Annotated in this window: 15 protein-coding genes; 2 read left to right on the top strand and 13 right to left on the bottom strand. The window is 68.4% G+C overall.

What is annotated here, in order from left to right:
• Positions 1-191 precede the first annotated feature (191 nt).
• The 11 genes from HF526_RS23090 to HF526_RS23040 all read right to left on the bottom strand — a co-directional run bounded on the left by HF526_RS23090 (position 192) and on the right by HF526_RS23040 (position 14,213).
• On the bottom strand, positions 192-1,547 hold the full coding sequence (locus HF526_RS23090; protein ID WP_169383651.1) for a peptidylprolyl isomerase: 1,356 nt from the start codon (positions 1,545-1,547) through the stop codon (positions 192-194).
• Positions 1,544-3,796 carry an RND transporter family protein gene (locus HF526_RS23085; protein WP_169383650.1) on the bottom strand — a complete coding sequence of 751 codons (2,253 nt, stop codon included), beginning with the start codon at positions 3,794-3,796 and terminating at the stop codon, positions 1,544-1,546. Before HF526_RS23085 ends, HF526_RS23090 begins: the two co-directional genes overlap by 4 nt.
• 107 nt (positions 3,797-3,903) lie before the next feature.
• On the bottom strand, positions 3,904-5,205 hold the full coding sequence (locus HF526_RS23080) for an MlaD family protein (protein WP_169383649.1): 1,302 nt from the start codon (positions 5,203-5,205) through the stop codon (positions 3,904-3,906).
• Positions 5,202-6,362 (bottom strand): MlaD family protein, encoded by a 1,161-nt coding sequence (locus tag HF526_RS23075; RefSeq protein WP_338051682.1) that lies wholly within the window; start codon positions 6,360-6,362, stop codon positions 5,202-5,204. Before HF526_RS23075 ends, HF526_RS23080 begins: the two co-directional genes overlap by 4 nt.
• Before the next feature lie 116 nt (positions 6,363-6,478).
• A complete protein-coding gene (locus tag HF526_RS23070) occupies positions 6,479-7,732 on the bottom strand; it encodes an MlaD family protein (protein WP_338051681.1) in 1,254 nt (417 codons plus the stop codon).
• A 47-nt stretch (positions 7,733-7,779) separates the two neighbouring features.
• Positions 7,780-9,039, bottom strand: coding sequence for an MlaD family protein (locus HF526_RS23065; protein WP_169383646.1), 1,260 nt, complete (start codon positions 9,037-9,039; stop codon positions 7,780-7,782).
• A 1-nt stretch (position 9,040) separates the two neighbouring features.
• Positions 9,041-10,327, bottom strand: coding sequence for an MlaD family protein (locus tag HF526_RS23060; RefSeq protein ID WP_338051680.1), 1,287 nt, complete (start codon positions 10,325-10,327; stop codon positions 9,041-9,043).
• 50 nt (positions 10,328-10,377) lie between these two features.
• On the bottom strand, positions 10,378-11,613 hold the full coding sequence (locus HF526_RS23055; RefSeq protein ID WP_169383644.1) for an MlaD family protein: 1,236 nt from the start codon (positions 11,611-11,613) through the stop codon (positions 10,378-10,380).
• 1 nt (position 11,614) lies between these two features.
• On the bottom strand, positions 11,615-12,430 hold the full coding sequence (locus HF526_RS23050; protein WP_338051679.1) for an ABC transporter ATP-binding protein: 816 nt from the start codon (positions 12,428-12,430) through the stop codon (positions 11,615-11,617).
• A 61-nt stretch (positions 12,431-12,491) separates the two neighbouring features.
• A complete protein-coding gene (locus tag HF526_RS23045; protein ID WP_169383642.1) occupies positions 12,492-13,355 on the bottom strand; it encodes an ABC transporter permease in 864 nt (287 codons plus the stop codon).
• A gap of 12 nt (positions 13,356-13,367) precedes the next feature.
• Complete coding sequence (locus HF526_RS23040; protein WP_239029045.1) at positions 13,368-14,213, bottom strand: MlaE family ABC transporter permease; 846 nt, start codon at positions 14,211-14,213, stop codon at positions 13,368-13,370.
• Positions 14,214-14,786: 573 nt separating this feature from the next.
• Here HF526_RS23040 and HF526_RS35635 point away from each other — a divergent pair.
• Positions 14,787-16,016 carry a LuxR C-terminal-related transcriptional regulator gene (locus HF526_RS35635; RefSeq protein WP_169383641.1) on the top strand — a complete coding sequence of 410 codons (1,230 nt, stop codon included), beginning with the start codon at positions 14,787-14,789 and terminating at the stop codon, positions 16,014-16,016.
• 528 nt (positions 16,017-16,544) lie between these two features.
• Here HF526_RS35635 and HF526_RS23030 read toward each other — a convergent pair.
• Both HF526_RS23030 and HF526_RS23025 read right to left on the bottom strand, forming a co-directional pair.
• Entirely contained in the window at positions 16,545-17,219 is a 675-nt protein-coding gene (locus tag HF526_RS23030) for a hypothetical protein (protein WP_169383640.1), read from the bottom strand.
• A 251-nt stretch (positions 17,220-17,470) separates the two neighbouring features.
• On the bottom strand, positions 17,471-18,298 hold the full coding sequence (locus HF526_RS23025; protein ID WP_169383639.1) for a DNA cytosine methyltransferase: 828 nt from the start codon (positions 18,296-18,298) through the stop codon (positions 17,471-17,473).
• Between the two features lie 859 nt (positions 18,299-19,157).
• Here HF526_RS23025 and HF526_RS23020 point away from each other — a divergent pair.
• Entirely contained in the window at positions 19,158-20,099 is a 942-nt protein-coding gene (locus HF526_RS23020; protein ID WP_169383638.1) for a patatin-like phospholipase family protein, read from the top strand.
• The last annotated feature ends 84 nt before the right edge of the window (positions 20,100-20,183 follow it).

Genomic DNA, 20,183 nt, shown 5'->3' with positions numbered 1-20,183 from the left:
GGGGCTCACTCGGCTTATCAGCAGTTGCTCGGCGGACCGTGCCGCGACTCAATGGTGCTGCGCTGCGGCCCGCCGCACATCTCCCTACGGAGGGGTCCACATCCTCCGAGTGGGAGGCACTGACGGCGGGCACCATCCGCGGCGGACGATCGGCCGCCCCGGAGATGCGCCCGCGATACGGGCCGCTCCGACTAGGCGGGCCTGGGCAAGGCCATCGTCACTGTCGCAAGCACGAAGACGCTGGCCACGATTTGGCAGGCCACCGCAGATCGGCGGTAAATTCGCTCGTACCGGACGCGCCGGTCGGAAAGCAGCGTGTCCGAGCCTCGGCGGTGCACGCAGAGGTATCCCCGGTGCCCCAGCATGAGCAGCACCAGGGCGAGCGCTGCCTCAAACACAACACCCCGGGGCATGGGCCTGCCATTCCCGGACGCCGGCGCAGAGTGGTCCGGTGCGGGCGTACCCGGCGCGGAAGGCACGTCGGTCGGCGAGGCGTCGGGCGCCGCGTCCGGATTGGCCGGGCGATACCGGGACGCGTACTCGACGTGGGCGTTCCTGATCTGCCCCTCCACCCAGGGCCGCCAGGTCCGGGCCGCGGATTCGGCGATGAGCTCCTGACGGAGTTGGCCCTGCGCCTCTTCGAAGCTCAGCGGTTTCGCTGGCACGACCTCGACGGCCTGGCCGACGTTCCATCCATTCCGGGTCTGGACAGGGCCGAAGATCTCGCCTTGACCGACCGAGAACGCCATGTCTGCATAGGCCTTCTCCAGGATGTTCGCGGCCACGAGCCCGAGGTCGCCACCCGAGTCCCGCGTGCTGCCGTCCAGGGAGTGCTGCCGTGCCAACGTGGCGAAATCCACTCCGCCTCGCGCCTGCTCGATGAGCTGGTCGGCTTCAGCCCTGCTGGATACGACGATATTGCGCAGCCGGCGTTGTTCCGGGGTGATGAGTTCGTTCCTGCGCTGCTCGTAGGCCGTACGGACGTCGGCGTCGGCGACGCTGACATTCTTGGTGACCTGCTCGAATAGCGTGCCGACCGCGTTCTGGAGCTTGATCTCGTCGAGAACGTCGCGCTCGGAAGCCCCGAAGGTACCCAACGCCTGGATGAACGCGTCGCGGCCGCCATCGGGGAACTGCTGCTCGATGAACTTCGTGAGGATGTCACGGGCGGCCTTGTCGGAGGTGACGATGTCACGCTGCCGCGCGGCTTGGTCGAGCACGATGCTCACCGCGATCGACTTGGCCACGTCCCGGCGAAACCGGTCCAGCCCGGCAGCGTCGGAGGGGGGTTGGATGCCGTAGAGAGCCTGTAGGACCTCGGTGCGCTTCTGAAGCTCCTGCTCCGTGACGAGTCGATCGCCCACCTTCAGCGCCGCACCAGCCGGGAGGCCACTGGTCCACACGATGGCCGCCCCGGCCCCTGCGGCCACGACGGTGAGGAGCACGACAGCCGCGACGATGATTCTCGCCCTGCGACCGACCGGTGGCCGCAGGCGCCGGAGGAGCCCGCCGAGGTAGCGGGTCCAGCGCCTGATGAATGTAGTCATGTGCCCACTCCGGACCGACATGTGCGTGGTGAGGTCGCGACCTCGGCTGGTGGCGCGGCGCCGGATCGATCAGGCAGCAGCCGCAGCACCAAGAGCGCCGCGAGATAGGACAGCGCCACCGAGCCGGCGAGGGCCAGCCCGAACTGACGGATCATGGAGAGTCCGGACCAAGCCAGCGCGGCATAGCCGAGCGCCGACGTCAGCGCGGCGACCAGCACCGATCGGCGTAGCCATCGGTTCCTGCGGCGGGCCGCCTGCGCGAGCAGCACGGTGAACTCGCACCCCGTCGCGGCCGTCAGGGAGCCGAGGGTCACGGTGAGCGGAGACAGCGACAGGCCGACTGCCCAGACCAGCAGCAAGCCCCAGCCGGTGGCCAGGGTGGCGGCCAGTATCGCGCGCACGGCATCCGATCGGCGTCCGAGCCCGGCCACCAGCACGGCGCCTGCGGCGAGGATGCCTAGCATGTTGCCCGCGTAGCGGCCCTCGGAGACAAGCTCGTAGCCGCGGGCAGCGACAACGGGTAGGCCCTCCACGACGACCCGGTACCCCACAGGCGGGGGCGGGAGCGCCCGGCGCATTCCGGCCAGCAGCTGGTTCTGCTGGTCCAGGCTCTGCAGCTTGATCCCGAACGAGCTCACCGAGGAACTGCGGTCGTCACGGACGACTGCCCCGCTCAGGTACGAGGGCAGCAGCCGCGTCGCCGCGTCGATCTGCTCCGGTGTCGGGGAGTCACCGAGGAAGCGCAGCAGATCCGCTGTCGACACGATGGGCCGCAGCTGGTCGCCGTAGCCCACGAGGATCGCGTCCTGAGCACGACGGGCCCAGTCGAGGGCCTCAGGTCGGAGCACATCGTTCCCGTCGAGCACCACCGCGACCTCACCGGAGGAGCCCAGCACCTGCTCCGCCCGCGCCACGTCGTCCAGCGCGCCCAGCCCGCCTGCCAGCCGCATCGGGTCGGCCTCCACCTGCAGTTCCGGCAACGCGGCCCATCCACCCGCCGATAGGACGACCAGCGCGGCCAGCGCGGCGAGCCGCGCCCGCCGCGACTCTGGGGGCGCGGGGCACCGACCATCAATTCCGGGGTCGGGTGCCGGGATCGCGGCTTGTCCAGGCCGCAGGACAACCAGCGCGATCGCCACGGAGAACAGCACACCGATCGCCAGCGCCACGCCGAACTCGCGGACGAAGGGAATCGGGGAGACGGCGAGCGAGGCGAAGCTGGCAGCGCTGGCCAACGCCACGACGAGGACTCGGCGTCGTCTGGCAAGGTTGGCGATGTAAAGGGCGTAGTAGCTGCCGATACCCAGCAGTACCGGTAGGAAGGCCACGACACCGAGCGACATGCTCCGCCCGACCCATCCGAAGGTGGCGAGCGTGAGCACGGTGCCCCCGAGCGCGACGAGCAAGGGTACGGGTCGGCGGCGCCGGTCGCCGAGCCACGGGACGACGAGGAAGCAGAGCCCGACCGCGACGACCGCGATCGCGCCGAGCACCGGGGCTTCGCGCTTGACCTGCTCCCCCAGCGCCGCGGTCACAGCGGGCACGCCGGTGACCGTGATTCGGGCAGCCCCGAGGTCGGCCTGGCTCGCGGCCGAGCGCACGGCGTCGACGAGCCGCTCGGTCCCGGCCTGGTCGAGCCCCTCGCGGGGTCGCACCAGCACAGTGACCGCGAGTTTCGATGGGACGATGAACCGCCACTGAGGCTTGGGAACACCGGCATGGTCGTAGATGACCGACCGGACGAAGCTCGGGTTGTGCAGGGTGGGTAGGCCTGCCGGGAGGCCCTGCACCAGCAGGCTTCCATAGCGCCGGTCGAAGTCGACGACGGCCGCGTCGCCAGCCCTGGCGACGGCCGCCGGACCGGCACCTGCTGCCCGCGCCTGCTGTTCGCCGGCGGCGCGCAGGCCGTCGCGCCGTCCGGTGATCTCCGCGAGCAGGTTCTGGGCTTGGATGGCGACCTGGTTGAGGACGGTGGCCGGGCCGTAGACGACAGCCGCGTCCGGCAGCCGGGCCAACACGCCCTCGAGGGCCAGCAATCGCGGTAGCCGATCGGGACCGAGCAGCGCATCGGGATCCGAGGACTCGACGAGGACCACGATGGGGTCTCCACCGAACGACTCCGCGTGTTGTTGCAGGTCGATCACCGACGGGTCGTCGGCGGGCAGGAACGAGTCCACGCTGGTGTTGATCCGCACGCGTGCCGTTCCGGCCGCTGCCAGCGCGGCCACCGCGAGCGCGGCGAGCGACACCGCTACCGTGCGCCGGCCGGGGCGCCGCGACCCGACGACCCGCCCCGCGGGTCGAAGGCGGCCCAGTCGGGTCCACGGCGGGCCCGGCGGTCCGAGGCGGCGGATCTTCACCCGCTGTCCCGCCCCACCCGGGGGTACGGGCCGGCGAACGGTGTCGGGTCGTTCGCCTGCCCCGGTGGCGGGTATGCGTTCGCTCTGTTCACCAACCCGTCCGTGGCCACCGGGGAGTTCCGGAGCGACTGTTCGCTGAAGATGAACATCGGGCGGGCGTAGCGCCCGTGCACGTCTACGGAGTTGGCGAGCCCGGCTGACCAGTTGGTGAAGAACGCGGCGAGGTCCGGACCGTAAGGCTGCAGGTAGCCCAGCATGGGGTTCAGGTCGGACAGCGCCACCCGGGCCGGCGGGATCAGCGCTCGGGCATCCCGGCCGAACGTCGGCACCCGGTCCAGCGTGGCCGGAGCCCCGTCGAGTGTGCCGGAGAGTGGTGGCATCAGACCTCGCAAGTCGCTGCTGACCGCGGGTAGCTGCCCCAGCGCCGAGCTGAGGAAGGGCGCCGCCTCGTTGAGCTTGGCGGCCACGGGGCGCAGCGCACCGGACAGTCCGACCAGGCTGGTGGAGGCCGTCCGCGCGCTGTCGAGCACCCCGGGCAGCTCGCGCATCGTCGCTTCGATGTCGGTGTTCTCGCCGGACGTCGCGTCGGTGATCCGCTGGGCGTTGCCCACCATCGTCGCGATCTCGCCCTGGCGGGTGTCGAGCGCCTGCAGCAACTCGGTGGTGTTCGCGCTCAGGGTCTTGAGGTCCTCGGATTGGGCGGCCAGTGCGTCCAGCGCGGTCCGGCCCTGCCGCCCCAGTGCTCCCAGGCCTTGTACCGCGCTGCTGACGTCGACCGCACGCTCGGCGGTACCTGCCCCGAGCGACCGTACGGCCAAGCCGAGAGCGTCTCGGGTCTTCGGGTCCAGGCTGTGCAGCACATCGTCGAGCTGTACAGCGGGGGTGACAGCGGAACCCGGCACGGTGGTGCCGTCCGGGAGTGGCGCGCCGTTCCCGTCGTGCACGTCGACGTAGGTCTCCTCGACGAGCGTCTTCGCACCGATTCGCATGGTGACGCCCGCGTGTAGCGGCGCCACTTCGCGGTCCAGGGAGAGAACGACGCGCGCGGCGCCGTTTCCGGTGTTGTCGATCTCTTCGACCTTGCCGACCCGCACGCCCGCCATCCGGACGTCGGAGAAGTAGACGAGGTTGTCGACGTCGGCGACGTGCATCGTCACGCGGTACCCATCCGCGGTGACCCAAGGGATGTGGCCGCCGCTGTTGACCCACAGGTAGCCGAACAACCCGACGCACGCGGTGGTGAAAATGGCCAGGGTGAGCAGCCGCAGCTTGGGCAGCGCGCTGTGGGGGATCTTCATCGCGGGGGCTCCTGGGTGGCCTGCGGGAGCTTGAGGAACGACAAGGTCTCCGGTGTCACGCCGGTGAGGCCGCGGAAGATCCCGCCGTTCGCGTCGGAGAGGCTGAAGGCCGAGTTCGTGTTGTAGACGAACGCCTGCAGGTCGGTCAGGTACGGCAGGAATTGCCTGGTCACCGGATCCAGCCGGCTCGTGGTCGGTTTGATGTCGTGTAGCGCGCTGTCGATGTCGGCGACCAGCGGACGCAGGTCCCCCACCACCGGTCCGGCCTTGTCGACCACCGGTTGGGCGAGGTCCACGGTCTCGCCCACCTGTCTGACGGTGCTCCGCAGGGTGGAGAGCGCCTCTGGAAGCGCGTGGGAGGCCTTGCCGATGCCGTCGAGCGTCGGGTCGAGCTGTTTCGTCAGGTCCTGGGTGGCGGCTGTGGCGTTGCGCAGCTCGGTCGTCACCCCGGGGAGCTGTTGCAACGTCGCGGCGAGCTCCTTGTCGCGACCGGCGAGCACGTCCAGTGTCTGCTGCATCGAATCTGCGAGCTGGGCGAGCCGCACATCCTTCTCCCCGGTGGCCTTCATGATCTCGCCCAGCGCGGTCACCAGCGTGGCTATCTTCTCCCGGCGGGTGCTCAGCGCATCGGCCACCGGCTTCAGCCCGGTGAGGGTGGCGGCGGTGGCGCGGAGCCCGTCCGGCAGCTGGGCGGGGGCGTTGGCCAGCGCGGTGTCGGCCGTCGCGAGCAAGCTGGTCAGCGCGTCGCGACTGCGCTGGTCGAGATGCGAGAGGACTGCGTCGACCTGGATCGGGTACCGCGTCTGATTCTTCGGAATCACCTGGCCTGCGGCAATCGGCGCTCCCGGCGGGCCTCCCGGGTCGACTTCGATGTACATCTCGTTGAGCGGGCTTTTGGGGCGCAGCACGAGCGTGGCGTTGTCGTAGATCACGTGGCCTCCGCCCTTGATCGACATGTGGACCAGGGCCGTTCCGTGGTCGGTGACCTCGGCGTCGCGAATGTCTCCCACCGGCACGCCCGCGATCCGGACCTCCTGACCGTGGCCGGGGCTGATGGCCGGCGCCGACTGGAATTCGGCGGCGAAGTCGAACTCCTGCTGCCACGGCCAGTTCGCCCGCTGCTGGGACAGGATGTAGCCGCCCACCGCCACGCCCACGACCAGGAGCGCCACGATCGCAGTGACGTCGCGGCCCAGTCCGGGAACCGTCCGGATCCGCTGCCACATGCGACGCCGCCGGCTGACGTGGGCCTGCTTCCCGCTCGATGTGTCGGTCATCTCGGCCCCTCCTGCAGGCTGGCCAGCCGGCCTAGCAGCTGTTCGAAGGTGAGCGGTGTCCCTGCGACGCTGCCGGGTCCGAAGCCGGGGTTGAACGGGAGCATCGCGCCATTGGGATCGGTGATCTTGGAGGCGTTCCCGATGTTGGCGCTCATGTAGGCGAACTCCTGGTAGAAGGGCCGGTCGGCCCCGCTGCCCTGGTACGGACCGCTGCCCCTGTACGGCGACAGGACGGTGTGCAGGATCGGTCCGTTGACGCGGTCGAGGACCGGGCCCTTGAGGTCGTCGAGCACGGCAGTCGCGTCGTCGGTGGTGGGCACGAGGCTCTGCACGAGCGGTCGGGCGTCGGCGAGCACGGGCCGCAGGGCCCCGACCAACGTCCGGGTCCTGACGAGGACCGGGTCGGCCTGCCGCAGCAGTGGCCCGAGCTCGCGGGCCGCGGGACGGGCGGCTTCGGCCGTCGTCACCACCCGTTTCAGGGTTCCGTCGAGATCCGCCAGGCCGGCGCGAGCGGTGGCCAGGTCGACGGGCAGCCCGTCCACGGTGGCCGCGAGCGGCTCGCGTTGTTGGTCGAGCACTGCCGTCGTGGTCCGGGAGGCCCCGACGATGTCGTCGAGTTGGCCCTGCTGCCGGGTCAGGGTGCGCGCCGTGTCCTCCAGCCCGCTCACGACGTTGGTCAGCTCTGTGTCGGTTCCGCTCGTACCGCGGAGGGCACCGAGGACCTGGCCGGTCGGCTCCAGCGCGCCCGGTGCGTCCCGCAACAGGTCTCGTACCGCGTCCTGGCCACCCTGGCGCAAGGTGGCGTCGAGGCGGTCGACGGCGTGCTGCGCTCCTACCCTGGCGCCGGGCTGAAGGGGCTCGATCACCTGGCCGAGCTCCACGGGTGCGCGGGTGCGCTCGACCGGGATGGTGCCCTTGAACGTACCGGGATCCCCACCGGGTGCGAGCTCCACGTAATAGTTCCCACCGAGCACCGTGGTGGCGCGGATCGCCGCCGACGGCGCGGTGCCGAGCTTGTCGAGCGCGTCGAAGTCGACCTTCATCGAGACCTCGATGTGGCCGAGGTCGTGTGTGACGCCGCTGACCACGCCGACGGGAACACCGGCGATCTTGACCTCGGTGACGTCGGGCCGCAGGTAGTGGTCCTGGGCGAAGTCCGCCGTGATCGTCCGTCCGAAGCTCAGCATCGTGAGGATGCGGTTCTTCTGGAAGGCGGCCGCTCCGACGAGCGCGCACGTGACCACCAACACGATCCCCAGCGTCAGCGGTGAGACTTGCCTGAGTCGGCGCAGCAAGGTCATCGCGGGCCTCCCGCCTTTTCGGTCTGGGCCTGCCCGGGGGCGGGGTAGGGGTCGCGGTGGACGGTCGGGTCCCGCACGAGGGCCGTCCCACTGGCGGACTCCGGGGCGAGCAGCGGCGCGATCCGCAGGTAGTGACCGGCTTCGTTGCCGTAGGAGAGGGCTTGCGCGGTGTAGGTGAACCACAGCCCGATCTCGGGTGAGTACGGGGCGAGCACCTCGAGCGGGGTGCGCGCCCTGGCCAGCATCGTGGCGGCCTCGGGAGCCAGCGGCCGGGCGTCCGCAAGCGTCTGCGTGAGATCCGAGACGGCCGGCCGCGCGTCCTCTGCGACCGCGGGCACCTTCCGCAGCGGAGCGATGCCCTCCCGCAGAACCCCGCGCACGTCCGGCGTGGCCTCACCGAGTGCGGCCGCACCCGGCTGCAGAGCGGTCATCGCCGACTGCGTGTCCGCGAGCGGGGCCTGCAGAGCGTCGAAAGCCCGCGCCGCCTCCGCCAGCGTGCCGGGTGCCGCGTGAAGGGCGCTCGCTAGCGGGACGCCGCTGTCCACCGCGACGGCCCCGAGGGTGCTGTCCAGCTGATCGATCAGCTGGGAGATCTGGCGCTCCTTACCACTGAACCGCCCAGCGAGGCGGTCGCCGCTCTGCAGCAGGCCGACCAGGTCGGTCTGGTCCGATGCGGCCGCGGTCGAGACGTCGCCGATGTCATGGAGCAGGTCCGGTGCCGCCGCCATCGCGTCCGCCATGTCCTCGCTATGCCCGGTGAGGCCACCGCCGACCTCGCGCAGCGCGCTCGCTGCCGCGTCGCGGGTGGGTTGGTCGAACACGTTCAGCACGTCGTCGAGCTCGTTGGAGCCGGCCGTCTGCGAGATGGGGAGGACAGCTGAGCCGAGCGGTCCAGCTGCGGCTGTTCCCGGACTCAGCTCGAGGAACTTCTGCCCGAGTGCCGAACGCGCCTTGATCGCCGCTCGCGCGTCCCGGTAGACGGGACGGTTTCCGTTCAGCTGCACCTCGACGACCGCATGGCCGTTCACGAGGTCGATGCTCCGTACCTGGCCGGCACGCAGGCTGTTGATCCGGACGTCATCTCCCGGCGATAGCGCGCCGACATTGTCGAAGGCTGCCTTGGCGTAGCTGTAGGGCTGACCGGGAAGACCCTTGAAAGCGAAGATCGCGACGTACAGAGACAGCCCGAACACGCACAGCACCACGACGCCCACGACCGTCGATCGGGCCGCTGCTCTCCTGCGATGGGCAGCCATCTCAGCGACCTCCCAAGAGTTGACCCATAAGACCTTGCTCCTGCGCGGGAGTCAGGCCGGTCGGATTCCCCGCGTCCGGCTGTCCCAGCACGGGGGCTCCCGTCGGCCCGGGCACGTTCGGCAGGTTGACGCTCTGCGGCAGCGCGTCGAGCAGGTGACTGCCACCGGGGATCGGCCCGGTGAGGCTGTTCGGCGTGATGACGACGTAGGCCCGGAAGTAGTGACTGAGCCCGTCGTAACCGTTGGTGGTCAGGGCCCAGAACCGGATGAAGTCCAAGACCGCGCTCAGATTCTCGGTCAGCTGCTGCACGATCGGACGCGTCGAGGCCGCGACGGCACCGAGGTCCTGGCCGGCAGGCCGGAGCGCGCGCACCACCGGTGCCGCCTCATCGAGCAACTGTTTGGCCTCGGTGAGCACCGGCCCGAGGCTCGCGAGCGCGGGGTCGGTGGCCTCGCTGAACTGCTGGAGCTCGCCGCTGATGTCGGTGAGGTTGTCCGTCACCGGCCGGATCGAGGCGAGTGTGGGCGTGGTGGCCTCGGCCACGCCGGCCACCTGCGCGAGGGTTCGGCGGGCGCGGCTCAGGGTCAACGGCAACTGCTGCAGTGAGTCCTCGAGTGCCGACCGGTTCGCGGCGGTGGTGCGCAGCAGCAGATGAGCCGAATCGAGCAGCCGGTCGAGATTTGCGCCGCCGTCGGTGGCGAGCGCCCCCGCGACCGGTTGGACGCGGTCGACGAGTGAGGTGAGGAGCTTGTTCTGATCGTTGAGGATCCTCACCAGCTGGTCGGTGCGTGCCAGCTCCGGCGCCAATGCACGGATCGCGCCGTCGATGTTCTGCCCCTGGCCGTTCACGCCCTCTCCGAGGGTGGTGACCATTGCCGCCAGTGCGGTGCTCGTCGGCTGGTCCATGGCGTTGAGAACGTCCTGTAGGTCGACGGAGCTGCCGGTTCGATCGACCGGGATGGGTTGGTCCGCTGGCAGGATCGGCGCGGATGGCGAGCCGCGGTCGAGATCGATATAGCGCTCGCCGAGCAGGCTGACCGGCCGGATACGGGCGCTCGCGTCCGCGTGCAGCGGAAGCCCCGCCCCGCGCTGAACCTGCATCATCACGAGAGCCCTGTCGTTGCGGACCGAGATCGACGTGACCTCGCCGATCTTGACGCCGCTCGACTTCACCGTATTGCCGATGATGAGCGGGCCCGCGTCGGTGAACTCCGCGCTGAGGACGTCCTTGTCCATCCCGCCGTTCCCCGCGGTGGCGCCGATCACGGTGGCGGCGAGTCCGAGCACCGTAAGTACGGCCACCACCACGACGCGGGCCCGCGGTCTGGTGATCTTCCTCATCGGATTCCACTTCCCGTCGCGTCGGTCCATGGCTGTCCTTCCGACGTGCCCGGTGCGGGAGTCAGGTTCTGCCGGATACCCGGCGGCATGACGCCGGGATTGACGTTGGCCGAGGGCACTCCGCCCTGGACGAGGAACCGGTGGTAGTGGCCCTGGCTGTCGTAGTTGGCCGTCGCCGAGCCCCAGTTCGTCATCCACCCTGCGATCTCCGGGGTGTACGGGCGGAGGAAGGCGAGGGCAGACGCGGCCGATGTGGTCGCAGTGGTCAGCGGCGGCAGCGTGGCGTGTGCGCTGTCCAACAGAGCCGGGGTCGCGCCGAGCACCGTCTGCGCTGCATCAAGGGTCGGCCGCAGATCGGAGACCGCGGGGCGAAGATCAGCCAGCAGCGGGTCCAGGTTGCGGGCCACCCCGGGGAGTCGGTCGGTCGCTGGCTCCAGGTCGGTCAGTAGCTCCGTTGCGGCGTCGGCGGCGGCGGGTACCCCGTCGAGGGTCTGCCTCGCGGTGGCAAGAGTCGAGGGGAGCTCGCGCAGTGCAGCGCGCAGCGCCTCCTGGCGCGCGGCAGTGGTCTCAGTGAACCTGGTGAGCTGGTCCACGGTCGCGCTCACGTCGACCTGGCGTGCGGCGAGGACGCCGGTGAGGTCGCGCAGTCGCGTGACGAGAGACTGGATCGCCGGACCGTCGTCACCGACCGCTTGGAGCACGTGGCCCAGAGAATCCAATGCGGGGCCAACTGCCTGAATGGTCTTGTTGAGGTCGGGCTCCCGGCCGTTCAGCGTCCCGGCCAGCCCCGAGACGAGGGAGTTCAGTCGCTCGCGAGTGTCCGGATCGAGCGCGGCGAAGACAGTGTCGAAATCCACCGGGGCGACCGTCCCTGGCACGAGCGCGCCGTCGGGGAGCGGTGGGTTCTGGTCGGGTCCCGGTGTGATGTCGAGCAGGCGCTCACCGAGGACTGCCTTCCACGCGACACGGGCCGCTGTGCCATCGTGCAGGGGTGCGTACTTCCCGGTCATCTGGACTCGCACGACGGCCTTGCCGTCGCGGGTCGAGATGTCGGTGATTGTCCCGGCATCACTGCCGTTGACCTGGACGGGCGTGCCCGTGACCAGGCCGCTGGCTGCCGGGAGAACCAGGGCAACTTCGTACCCGTGTGCAGCATGGGTGATCGCGTACCCGCAACCCCCGATGAGTACGAGCGCGATCGCGGCAGCGACGAGTCGACGAACGTGACGCATATCACTCCATCCCCAGCGGGCCCGCAGACGATCCCGAGAGGAACTGGCGGACGAACGGTTGGGAGGAGGCAAACGCCTCCTCCGTCGCTCCGTAGTGCACGAGCCTGCCGCGCCAGATGAGGCCGATATAGTCGCTCACCTTGCGGGCTGTGGAGATGTCGTGAGTGACCAGAAGGTACGTACCGCCGTGCTCTCGGTGCATGTCCAGGATGAGGTCGTTGAGCAGGCTGGTCCGGACCGGGTCGAGCCCCGAGTCCGGTTCGTCGAACATCACGATCGCGGGGTTGAGCACCAGGGCCCTGGCGAACCCTGCCCGCTTCCGCATCCCGCCGGAGACCTCGCTGGGCAGACGCGTGGCTGCGTTCTCGAGGCCGACTTCGCGGAGTCGCGTCATGACGATCTCGCCGATCTCGGCCTCGTCCTTGCCGGTGTGCTTCCGCAGGGGGAACGCCACGTTGTCGAACAGGTTGAGCGAGCCGAACAACGCCCCGTCCTGGAAGAGGACCCCGAACCTTTTGCGGAACTCGTACCGCTCGTTCTCGGTAAGGTCGGCGATGTTCTGCCCGAACACGACCACCTCACCGGCGTCTGGCGCCAGGAGTCCCACGAGGTGCTTGAGCAGGACGCTCTTGCCGGTCCCGGACGGACCGAGAACGGTGGTGATGGCGTTGTCAGCGAAGTCGATGCTCAGACCTCTGAGCACCTCGAAACCGCCGAAGGCTTTGTACACGTCACGCACCCTGATCGTGTGTGCCGGCTCGGTTCCCGCGCCGCTGGCCCCGACGCCGGGAGCGGCGGGGGACTCTTGGTGCCACACAGTTCCTCCAGGGGCATGAAAAATTGACGCGCGATCCGCACGAATCGCGTTTTTCGGCTGACTAGTTGGCGATCGGCGCGTTGGGGTTCAACCCCCAGAACACTTGGGTGCCGATCAGTCCGATTACGTGGACGAGCACCATGTTGACCATCATTGACTTCGCGGTGTTGCGGCCGACCCCCACCGGGCCACCGCTTGCCGTGTATCCGTAGTAGCAGGCCACGAGCACGACGGCCGTTCCCATCGCCATCACCTTGGCGAGCGAGAACATCATGTCGAGCGGGTTCTGGAAGAGCCAGAACGTGAACAGGTAGCCGCCCGACGACACGCCCCCGTACTGCACTACGACGACGAGATACATGGAGACGTACATGATCCCGAGGCCGACGACGTAGAGGAACGGCATGGCCATCCACGCGGCCAGCAGACGGGCTCCGACGAGGTAGGCCTTCGACCGGATTCCCATGACCTCCATGGCGTCGACCTCCTCGGAGATCCGCATGGATCCGATCTCGGCGACGAGTCCACAGCCGACCTTCGCGGCCAGGATGTATGCCCACATGTAGGGGGCCATCTCCCGCAGCGAGCACCACGAGGTGAAGATGCCCGTGTAGAGGGGCGCACCTACCTGCTTGAGCGTGTAATTCGCTTCGGTGCCGCACATGGTCCCGACGACGAACTGCATCGCCCAGATGATCGGGGCGCTGGCCATGATGAGGATCCCCGCCTGGTGAAGCACCTCGGACGGGTACAGTCGCACGGCCGACCGCAGGACGGCGATGGCGTCCAGGGACAGGCGCACGATCCGCCCGAACTCCTCCAAGAAGTTCCGGATCCTGCCGGTGATCGAGTACAGCCCGATGTCAAGATCGGGGCGGCCGGGCGGCGGTAGCGGAGGACGATTATTCACGCTGTGGATTGACATGGTGGGGCGCCCTTACCGGAATACCTGCATCTCGGGGTTCAACCCGAGCAGCGTCGCCGTGAATACGTAATTGAAGATCCAGATCGCAACGAAGGCGATGACCACAGCCTGATTAACCGCTCGACCCACGCCGATCGGGCCACCCTCGGTACGGATACCCTTGTAACAGCAGACGACTCCGATGATCAGGCCGAACAGCGTGGTCTTGACAATGCTCCCCCACATATCAGGGGTCGTCGCGTTAGCGAAGAAGTTCGCAATAAAGGCCTTACTCGAAGCGCCAAGAATGAGCGCCGCGACGTAGCCGCCGACCACGCCGAAGCTGAGTGCCACGAGATCGAGCAGCCCGGTGAGCAGCGTGACGGCGATGACCCGCGGCAGCACGAACGTGCGGATCGGGTCCACGCCGAGCACCGCCATGGCGTCGAGCTCTTCGCGGATCTTCTTGGCGCCGAGATCGGCGGTGAGCGCGGTTCCGACGACTCCGGCGACGACCATCGCCGTGATCCAGGGGGCGAACTCCCGGATGCTCGCCATGATGAAGAACGAGCCCAGCCGCTCAGGTACCCCGAACAGGGCGTAGATGCTGCCGCCGGTCAAACCGGGCGCGCCGAGGCCGAGCGCGAACGTCGCCAGGGCCATGGGGAACCAGCACAGCCTGAGCAGCGCGTAGGCCTCATCCCGCACGTCACCCCAGTAACCGACCGGATGACGAGCCGCGCTGTAGAGAACCGCGCCCATAAGCTGCGCCATCTCCCCCGCCTGGACGAGCGAATCCCGGGCCCAGCTCGGGAGCAAGCGGAGAGACCGCGGCGTGCGGGCCGCTGTATCGGCGCGCCGCGTTCCGGTATTCATCATGACCAGCACCCGAGGAAGGAATGCGCGCCGCCGGCCATGGGCGTCGCCCCGGCGACGGCCGCCAGGGCGCAGGATGCGGTGCCCCGGTGATGGCGATACCCAGCCAATCGAACTCCCTCGATCAGGTCCCTGAACAGGTTGATGAGCGGCGTCTCGCAAAGGGATGCCGCTCGCGCCCGGCAACCGTCGTCGGATCTGCGACGCCACGAGCAGCGGCGATTTCCGATCACCGGATTCGCCGCTCGAGGAATGTTGCCGCGCCACGTGCCGGGACTTCGTCTTCCCGCCGGGGGATCTACATCCTCCGTACGGGAGGTGACGGCAGTGGGCGGCCTGGCGCCGGGGCATGGGGGCGACACCGGGCTCACCGACCCCGGCAATCCCGGCCGCCCTGAGAGGCCACCTCAATCGCGCCGCCGCAAGCGATGACCCGGCTCTTCTGCCGCTCGCGCATGCCGACGACGGCCCTTGCCCCGTGTGCTACGGTCGCCCACCGTTACGTTGATCACAGACTGCAACGATGGCAATGCTCTCAGTAGTACCCGCAAGGATGCGGTCGCTCAAGGAGGTGTCATGCAATCTGCTGCTCATCGCGTCGACATCATGAAGGCCCAGGATCCAGGTGATCTGTGGGACACCTCTGGGGTCGTGTTGCCGAGCGCCAATCTGAGCGAACTCCGTGAGGTGATCGCGGCAGCTCAGGCATTGATCACCCGAGAGGACCTGCCGCTGCTGGAGGAAGTCGGTGACTTCAAGTCCGCCGGCGACATGTTGTCCATCATTACCGCGCTGACGAACGAAGCGCTGCGGGGGGATTCCGGGGCGGCGGAAAATCTGGCGACGAGTAGCAGCCTCGTCGAGTTGCTCGTCAAGGTCAAGACGGTGGGCGACCGCATCCATGAGGCCGAACTCGCCCGTCGCACGACGGCCTTCAGGGTAGTTCGCGAGGCACTCGCACATCTGCATGGGGCCAGCTCTGTGGAACAGTTGATCGAGCAGGCGCCCGCGGCGATCTGCCGGCTCGGCTTCGACCGGGCAATCCTCTCCCGTATCGACGATGCCTTCTGGATTACAGAGAACCTCCACTTCGACGGCGATCCGGAATGGGCCACGGAGGTCTGCAAGATCGGCCGTGAGAACCCGCAGAGACTGAACCCGGGACTCGTCGAGTCCGAGATCGTGCGCCGCAAGGTTCCGCTTGTCGTCATGGACGTCCTGCGGAGCCCTCGCGTGCATCGCCAGATTGCCGACGCTACGCTCTCTCGCTCGTACGCCGTCGCACCGATCATGCCGGAGGGCCGCGTCATCGGTTTCCTCCACGCAGACTGTTACTACCAGCGGCGCAACATGGACCAGTTCGACCTCGAGATGCTGTCGATGTTCACGGATGGCTTCGGTTACACGCTCCAGCGAGCGTCGCTGCTCGACCGCCTGGGCAGCCTGAAGGCCGCCGTCAACAGCCTCGCGAACGGTGTCTCGTCTCTGGTCGACGACTTCTCCGGATGCGGGCTGGAATACACCGGTACCCCCCCGGAGTGGCCCGAACTCGCCTCCAACGGCACAGATGTCCATTCAACGGAATCGCCGGAACTGCCGCTGACCCGTCGAGAACGGGATGTGCTGCGCTTGATGGCGGCAGGCGAGACGAACGCCGGGGTCGCGAGCCGCCTGTTCATCTCCGAGGGAACAGTGAAGTCCCACGTGAAGCACATCCTGCGGAAACTCGGCGCGGCGAACCGGGCCGAGGCGGTCTCCCGGTGGTTCACGCTCGAACAGCGGGTACGCACCGCGGGCCGGCAATGAGGCGATAATCCGGCCAGCTTGATCAAGCTAGCGTCCCGGTTGCCCGTCCGGTGATCCGCTCGTGAAAGCACCGGGCTGGACGATGAGGAAGGTTTACGGCGTGAACCCGCGCTCGGACCACCCCGCGACGCCCGGTGGCCGTCGTGGAATGTCGGCACGAACGGAGGTGGGCGTCGCTGTCGTGGTCGGCGCGGCGGTGGCCGTGCCCACCATCCTGGCCAGCTCGGTCCCACTGGGGTTGCTGCCGGGATGCGACGCCTCGGCAGGCGTGTATCTGACCTTGTTGTGGGTCACCATCCGTTCCCCGATAAGCGTTAGGGAGAAGCCCGCGAGGAGAGGGGCAGCAACTCCATATAGCTGATTACGTCCATCCTGGCCTCGAACCAGCGCTCGACCGGACCGTCGCGCCGGCCAAGACCAGTTGTTCGCTTGCACAATGCCTCCTTTGCCGGATTGACCTCTTGTCGATCAAGCGCCGGCTCCGCGGCCATTGAGGCAGACCAGGCTGCACTGCTCCCACTAGCGCCGTCACTCGTATTGCGCAATCCACAGCCGTAATAGCTCAGCTACATACTCGCACTGCTCGTCCAACGTCATAGCTGCGACCGCGTCAGCCTTAGCATGGCGTCCGCCCGCGAGCGGCGAGAGACTGTTCGCCGACTTGGTTAGGCTCGATTGAGACTTACCCGACAGGCCCAAAACATCAGTGATCCCTCTCGTGCCACCGAACTCTTCTTCTGCGTATTCGTGAATCATATAGAAGTCCGCCGCAGTCTGATCCAAACGACCGTTCAGCCACAAGGCATTTCGCAGATTCTGACTGGCGTCGAGGCCCAGACGGGCGCCCGCAGCGAGCTTCTCAATTTCCCCGCCCATTATTCCGTAGGAAATTGTCGAGCCCGCCAGGATCCACTGGTTCCCATCCTCGTCTCGGACGGGCCCGTCCCCCAGTCCAGCGCGCATCTCATCACGACGCTCACCGGCGCCCGACCTCCAAGCACGTAGCACACCCAAGACGGTCTGAAACTTGGCGAGAGCATCGATGCGCACGGCTGGATCAGTGGGGCCGCCCTCAACCCAGAGACGCAGCCCATTCTCACCCTGCGAGCGCTTAATGCAACCTGGGAAGACAACTCCACCAATCTCGATTAAGAGATCTTCGTCCGCACCCTGGCAAAGTGCGGGAGCCGGGAACGAGATCACATGCACAGTATGTCAGCGGGCTCTGCCCGCACCCGGCGCGGCTTCGGAGATCGGGGGCGCACGGCGGTGATGATCCTCACGACGCGCCGAGACGGCTGCCAGGCCGAGGGCTGCGTGGCGGCACAGTCACGGCACAACGCACGCAGTGGACGCCACCAGCCATGGAGAAGCCCAGGCCAGACCGACTGGGCCACCTGGCGGGTGGGCTTCCTTCCTAAACTGCCTGCCACCGCGAGAGCCCACGCCCGAGCTCAGCCATACATCCGGGCGATTGTCCGGCCGAGCGCCTGGGCCAGGCGGACCGGCACCGCGTTGCCGATCTGCCGTGCGATTGCGACCTTGGAACCGCACCACTGGAAGTCCAGCGGGAAGGTCTGCAGCAGCGCCGCCTCCGCATGGGTCAGTGGGCGTGGTTGTGTCGGATGCAGGTAGCGGCCCTTCTCCGGCTTGACGAACTCAGTACGGATGGTCACGGAGGGCCGGTCCTCGCGGAGCCGACCCATGACGTCGAGGGACCCGGTCCGGTGCTTGCGCCAGCACGGCGCCAGGAGCTCGTCCGGGATGTCGAACCGGTTGCCGCCGCGCGGGATGGCCGCAATCCGCTGCTGGGACACGTCGGTCATCTTGCGGGTGGGGTGCAGCTGTGAGGTCTTGAAGGCTCCGGGGAACTCCTTTCCGTCGAACTCGAAGCGTCCCTCGGGCAGGTCGATGGCGTCCGGCGGGACGTATGCCGGCAGGTCGGCGAGAGCCTCTCCAACAGTCACCCACCGATGTGGAGATCCTGCGAGTTCCCCGGTGGGGTCGGGAACCGGCGGTCGGTCACGGTGGCGGCCGATCACGACCGCGCACTTGCGGACCTGTGGTACGCCGAACTCCGCCGCGTTGAGCACATAGGGCTGCAGGCGGTAGTCGGTGAGGGTGCCGTCCTCGACCTCGGCTCGGAGCAGGTCCCACTGAGGTGAGCGGAAGAAGGCCGCGACGTTCTCGATGACGAAGTAGTCGGGCTTGATCCATTCCAGCGTCCGGGCGTACAAACCGCTGACCAGGGCGAATGTGGGGCGGGTGGGGCTCGAACCCACGACCTGACGGATTATGAGGGAACAGTGCGACGCCGCAAACGGCCTCTGCCTGCACTTACGCTGCGGATCCGGCTGCACGAATCGCTCCACGACTCAGGTGTGAACCCTGTTTTGCACCACGTTTGATCCCACGCCCACTCGACGTTCTCAGCCAGAACGGCCCGCGGAGTCCGTCTAGCCGGTCCGCTACATCGGCCCGTGGTTTGCCCACCGCACCCGTTATCGCGAACGCAGACATGTAGCCTCCGCTGAGCGGCCACCTCGACATCCACGACGGAGACCGAAGCATCCTTGGCAATATTGGTCAGCGCTTCGGCGATGACGCTCGGGCTCGTCTTCGGACCAGAGCCCTCCGTCGGGAGCGCTCGCCCCGCTTGTTGTACGGCTAGGTGCATAACGCGACGACGACGCCTCGAGCGGATGCGAGATTTACCGAACGCTCCAGTTCACTGCGCAGATAGTCGTCGAATCTCGGATCACCGCCGTGGGTCCATCGGCCGTCATGCGCGTTCGAACGAGCCCTGATCAGAGCGGCACGCGGTGCGCTGCAGTCCTCGGTGGTCAGGTCGGGCTGCAGCCGCACGACTCGGTGGGGCACGAGCGGCCCTGCTCGTAGGCCGTGCCGACAGTGAGCTCCACGACGACGGTTCCCGCGCGAAGGCCGCCGCACTTTCAAGGGCCCGAGCAGTCCCGCTGAGCCGCACTGCGGGCCAACTGTAGGCACCACAGAGGGGGCGACCTGCCTACGTGGCGGCCTGCGCTCGGACGGCGCGGCCGGGCCCCGCCCTCCGTACGGTCATCCGGTCGTCCTGGTTGCCAGGGGAACCCGCGGTGCGGGTGCCCGGGGGGAGGAGCGCCGATGAGGCAACGAGAGAGCGAGCAGCCCCGCCGCGGGAGCGCGGCGGAGAAGAACGCCCCGCACAACGGCGAGCGGGTCGGTCTGCTGCTGTCCGGCGCCGCCGCTCGCGGCCCCTACCAGGCTGGCGCGTTGGCGGAGCTGCTCCCCACACTGCTCGCCGACGGCCACCGGCCGGTCGTTCTGCTCGGCACCAGCTCGGGCGCGCTCACCGCCGCGCTGTTCGCCCAGTTCGCCCACCAGCCGGCCGCGCAGGCGGGGCAGAGCGTGGTGGACACCTGGACCGGGTTCGGCGACGTGTTCGAAAACCCGCTCTTCCCCCCGATGCCCGCGGCACCGGTGATCACCCGGCTCCTCGGCGGCCGGCTCGTCGGCCGATTCGTCCGCCCGACCGACGCCCTGCTCGACACCACCCCGTTGCGAAAGCGGGCCACGCGCGAGTTCACACCCGAGCAGGTGGCCGACAACATCGACCGCGGCCTCGTCCGATCCCTCGCGGTGGCCGCGACGGTCTGCCCCCCGGCCGGGTCGGCCGCCCGCTCCCGCCTGTTCGTCCAGGGGGCGCAGCCGGTCCGGGCGCTGCGGGGGCACGCGGTCGATGTCGTCCCGGCCGCGCTGGGCGTCGACCACCTGCTCGCCTCGGCGGCCATTCCGGCCGTCTTCCCTCCCGAGTACATCGACGACCCGCCCGCCAGCAGCGGGTACTACATCGACGGTGGCGTGCGGCTCAACGCCCCGTTCGACGCCGCGCTGGCAATGGGCATCGACCGGCTCGTGGTGATCTCCGGGCATTCGGTGAACCCATCCCCGGCACCCCCGCTGCCGGGACCTGGCACCCCGCCGGACCTTGCGGCCACCGCCGCCATCGCGCTGCGGGCCGTCCTCGCCGACGCCCTCAGTGAGGCCACGTCCGCGGAGCTGGTGTATGAGATCGACTCCGCGTGATCTTGGTTGAGTTTATGCGGTCAGTGCCTCGGTTGGCGTGGTCGGCTCGCCGTCGGCCGAGGCGGGCTGTGCGGTGACGATGCG

Origin of the sequence: Pseudonocardia acidicola (assembly GCF_012911935.1) — a bacterium.
GTDB classification, from domain to species: Bacteria; Actinomycetota; Actinomycetes; order Mycobacteriales; family Pseudonocardiaceae; genus Pseudonocardia; species Pseudonocardia acidicola.
This window is presented reverse-complemented; position numbering and strand designations above follow the sequence as displayed.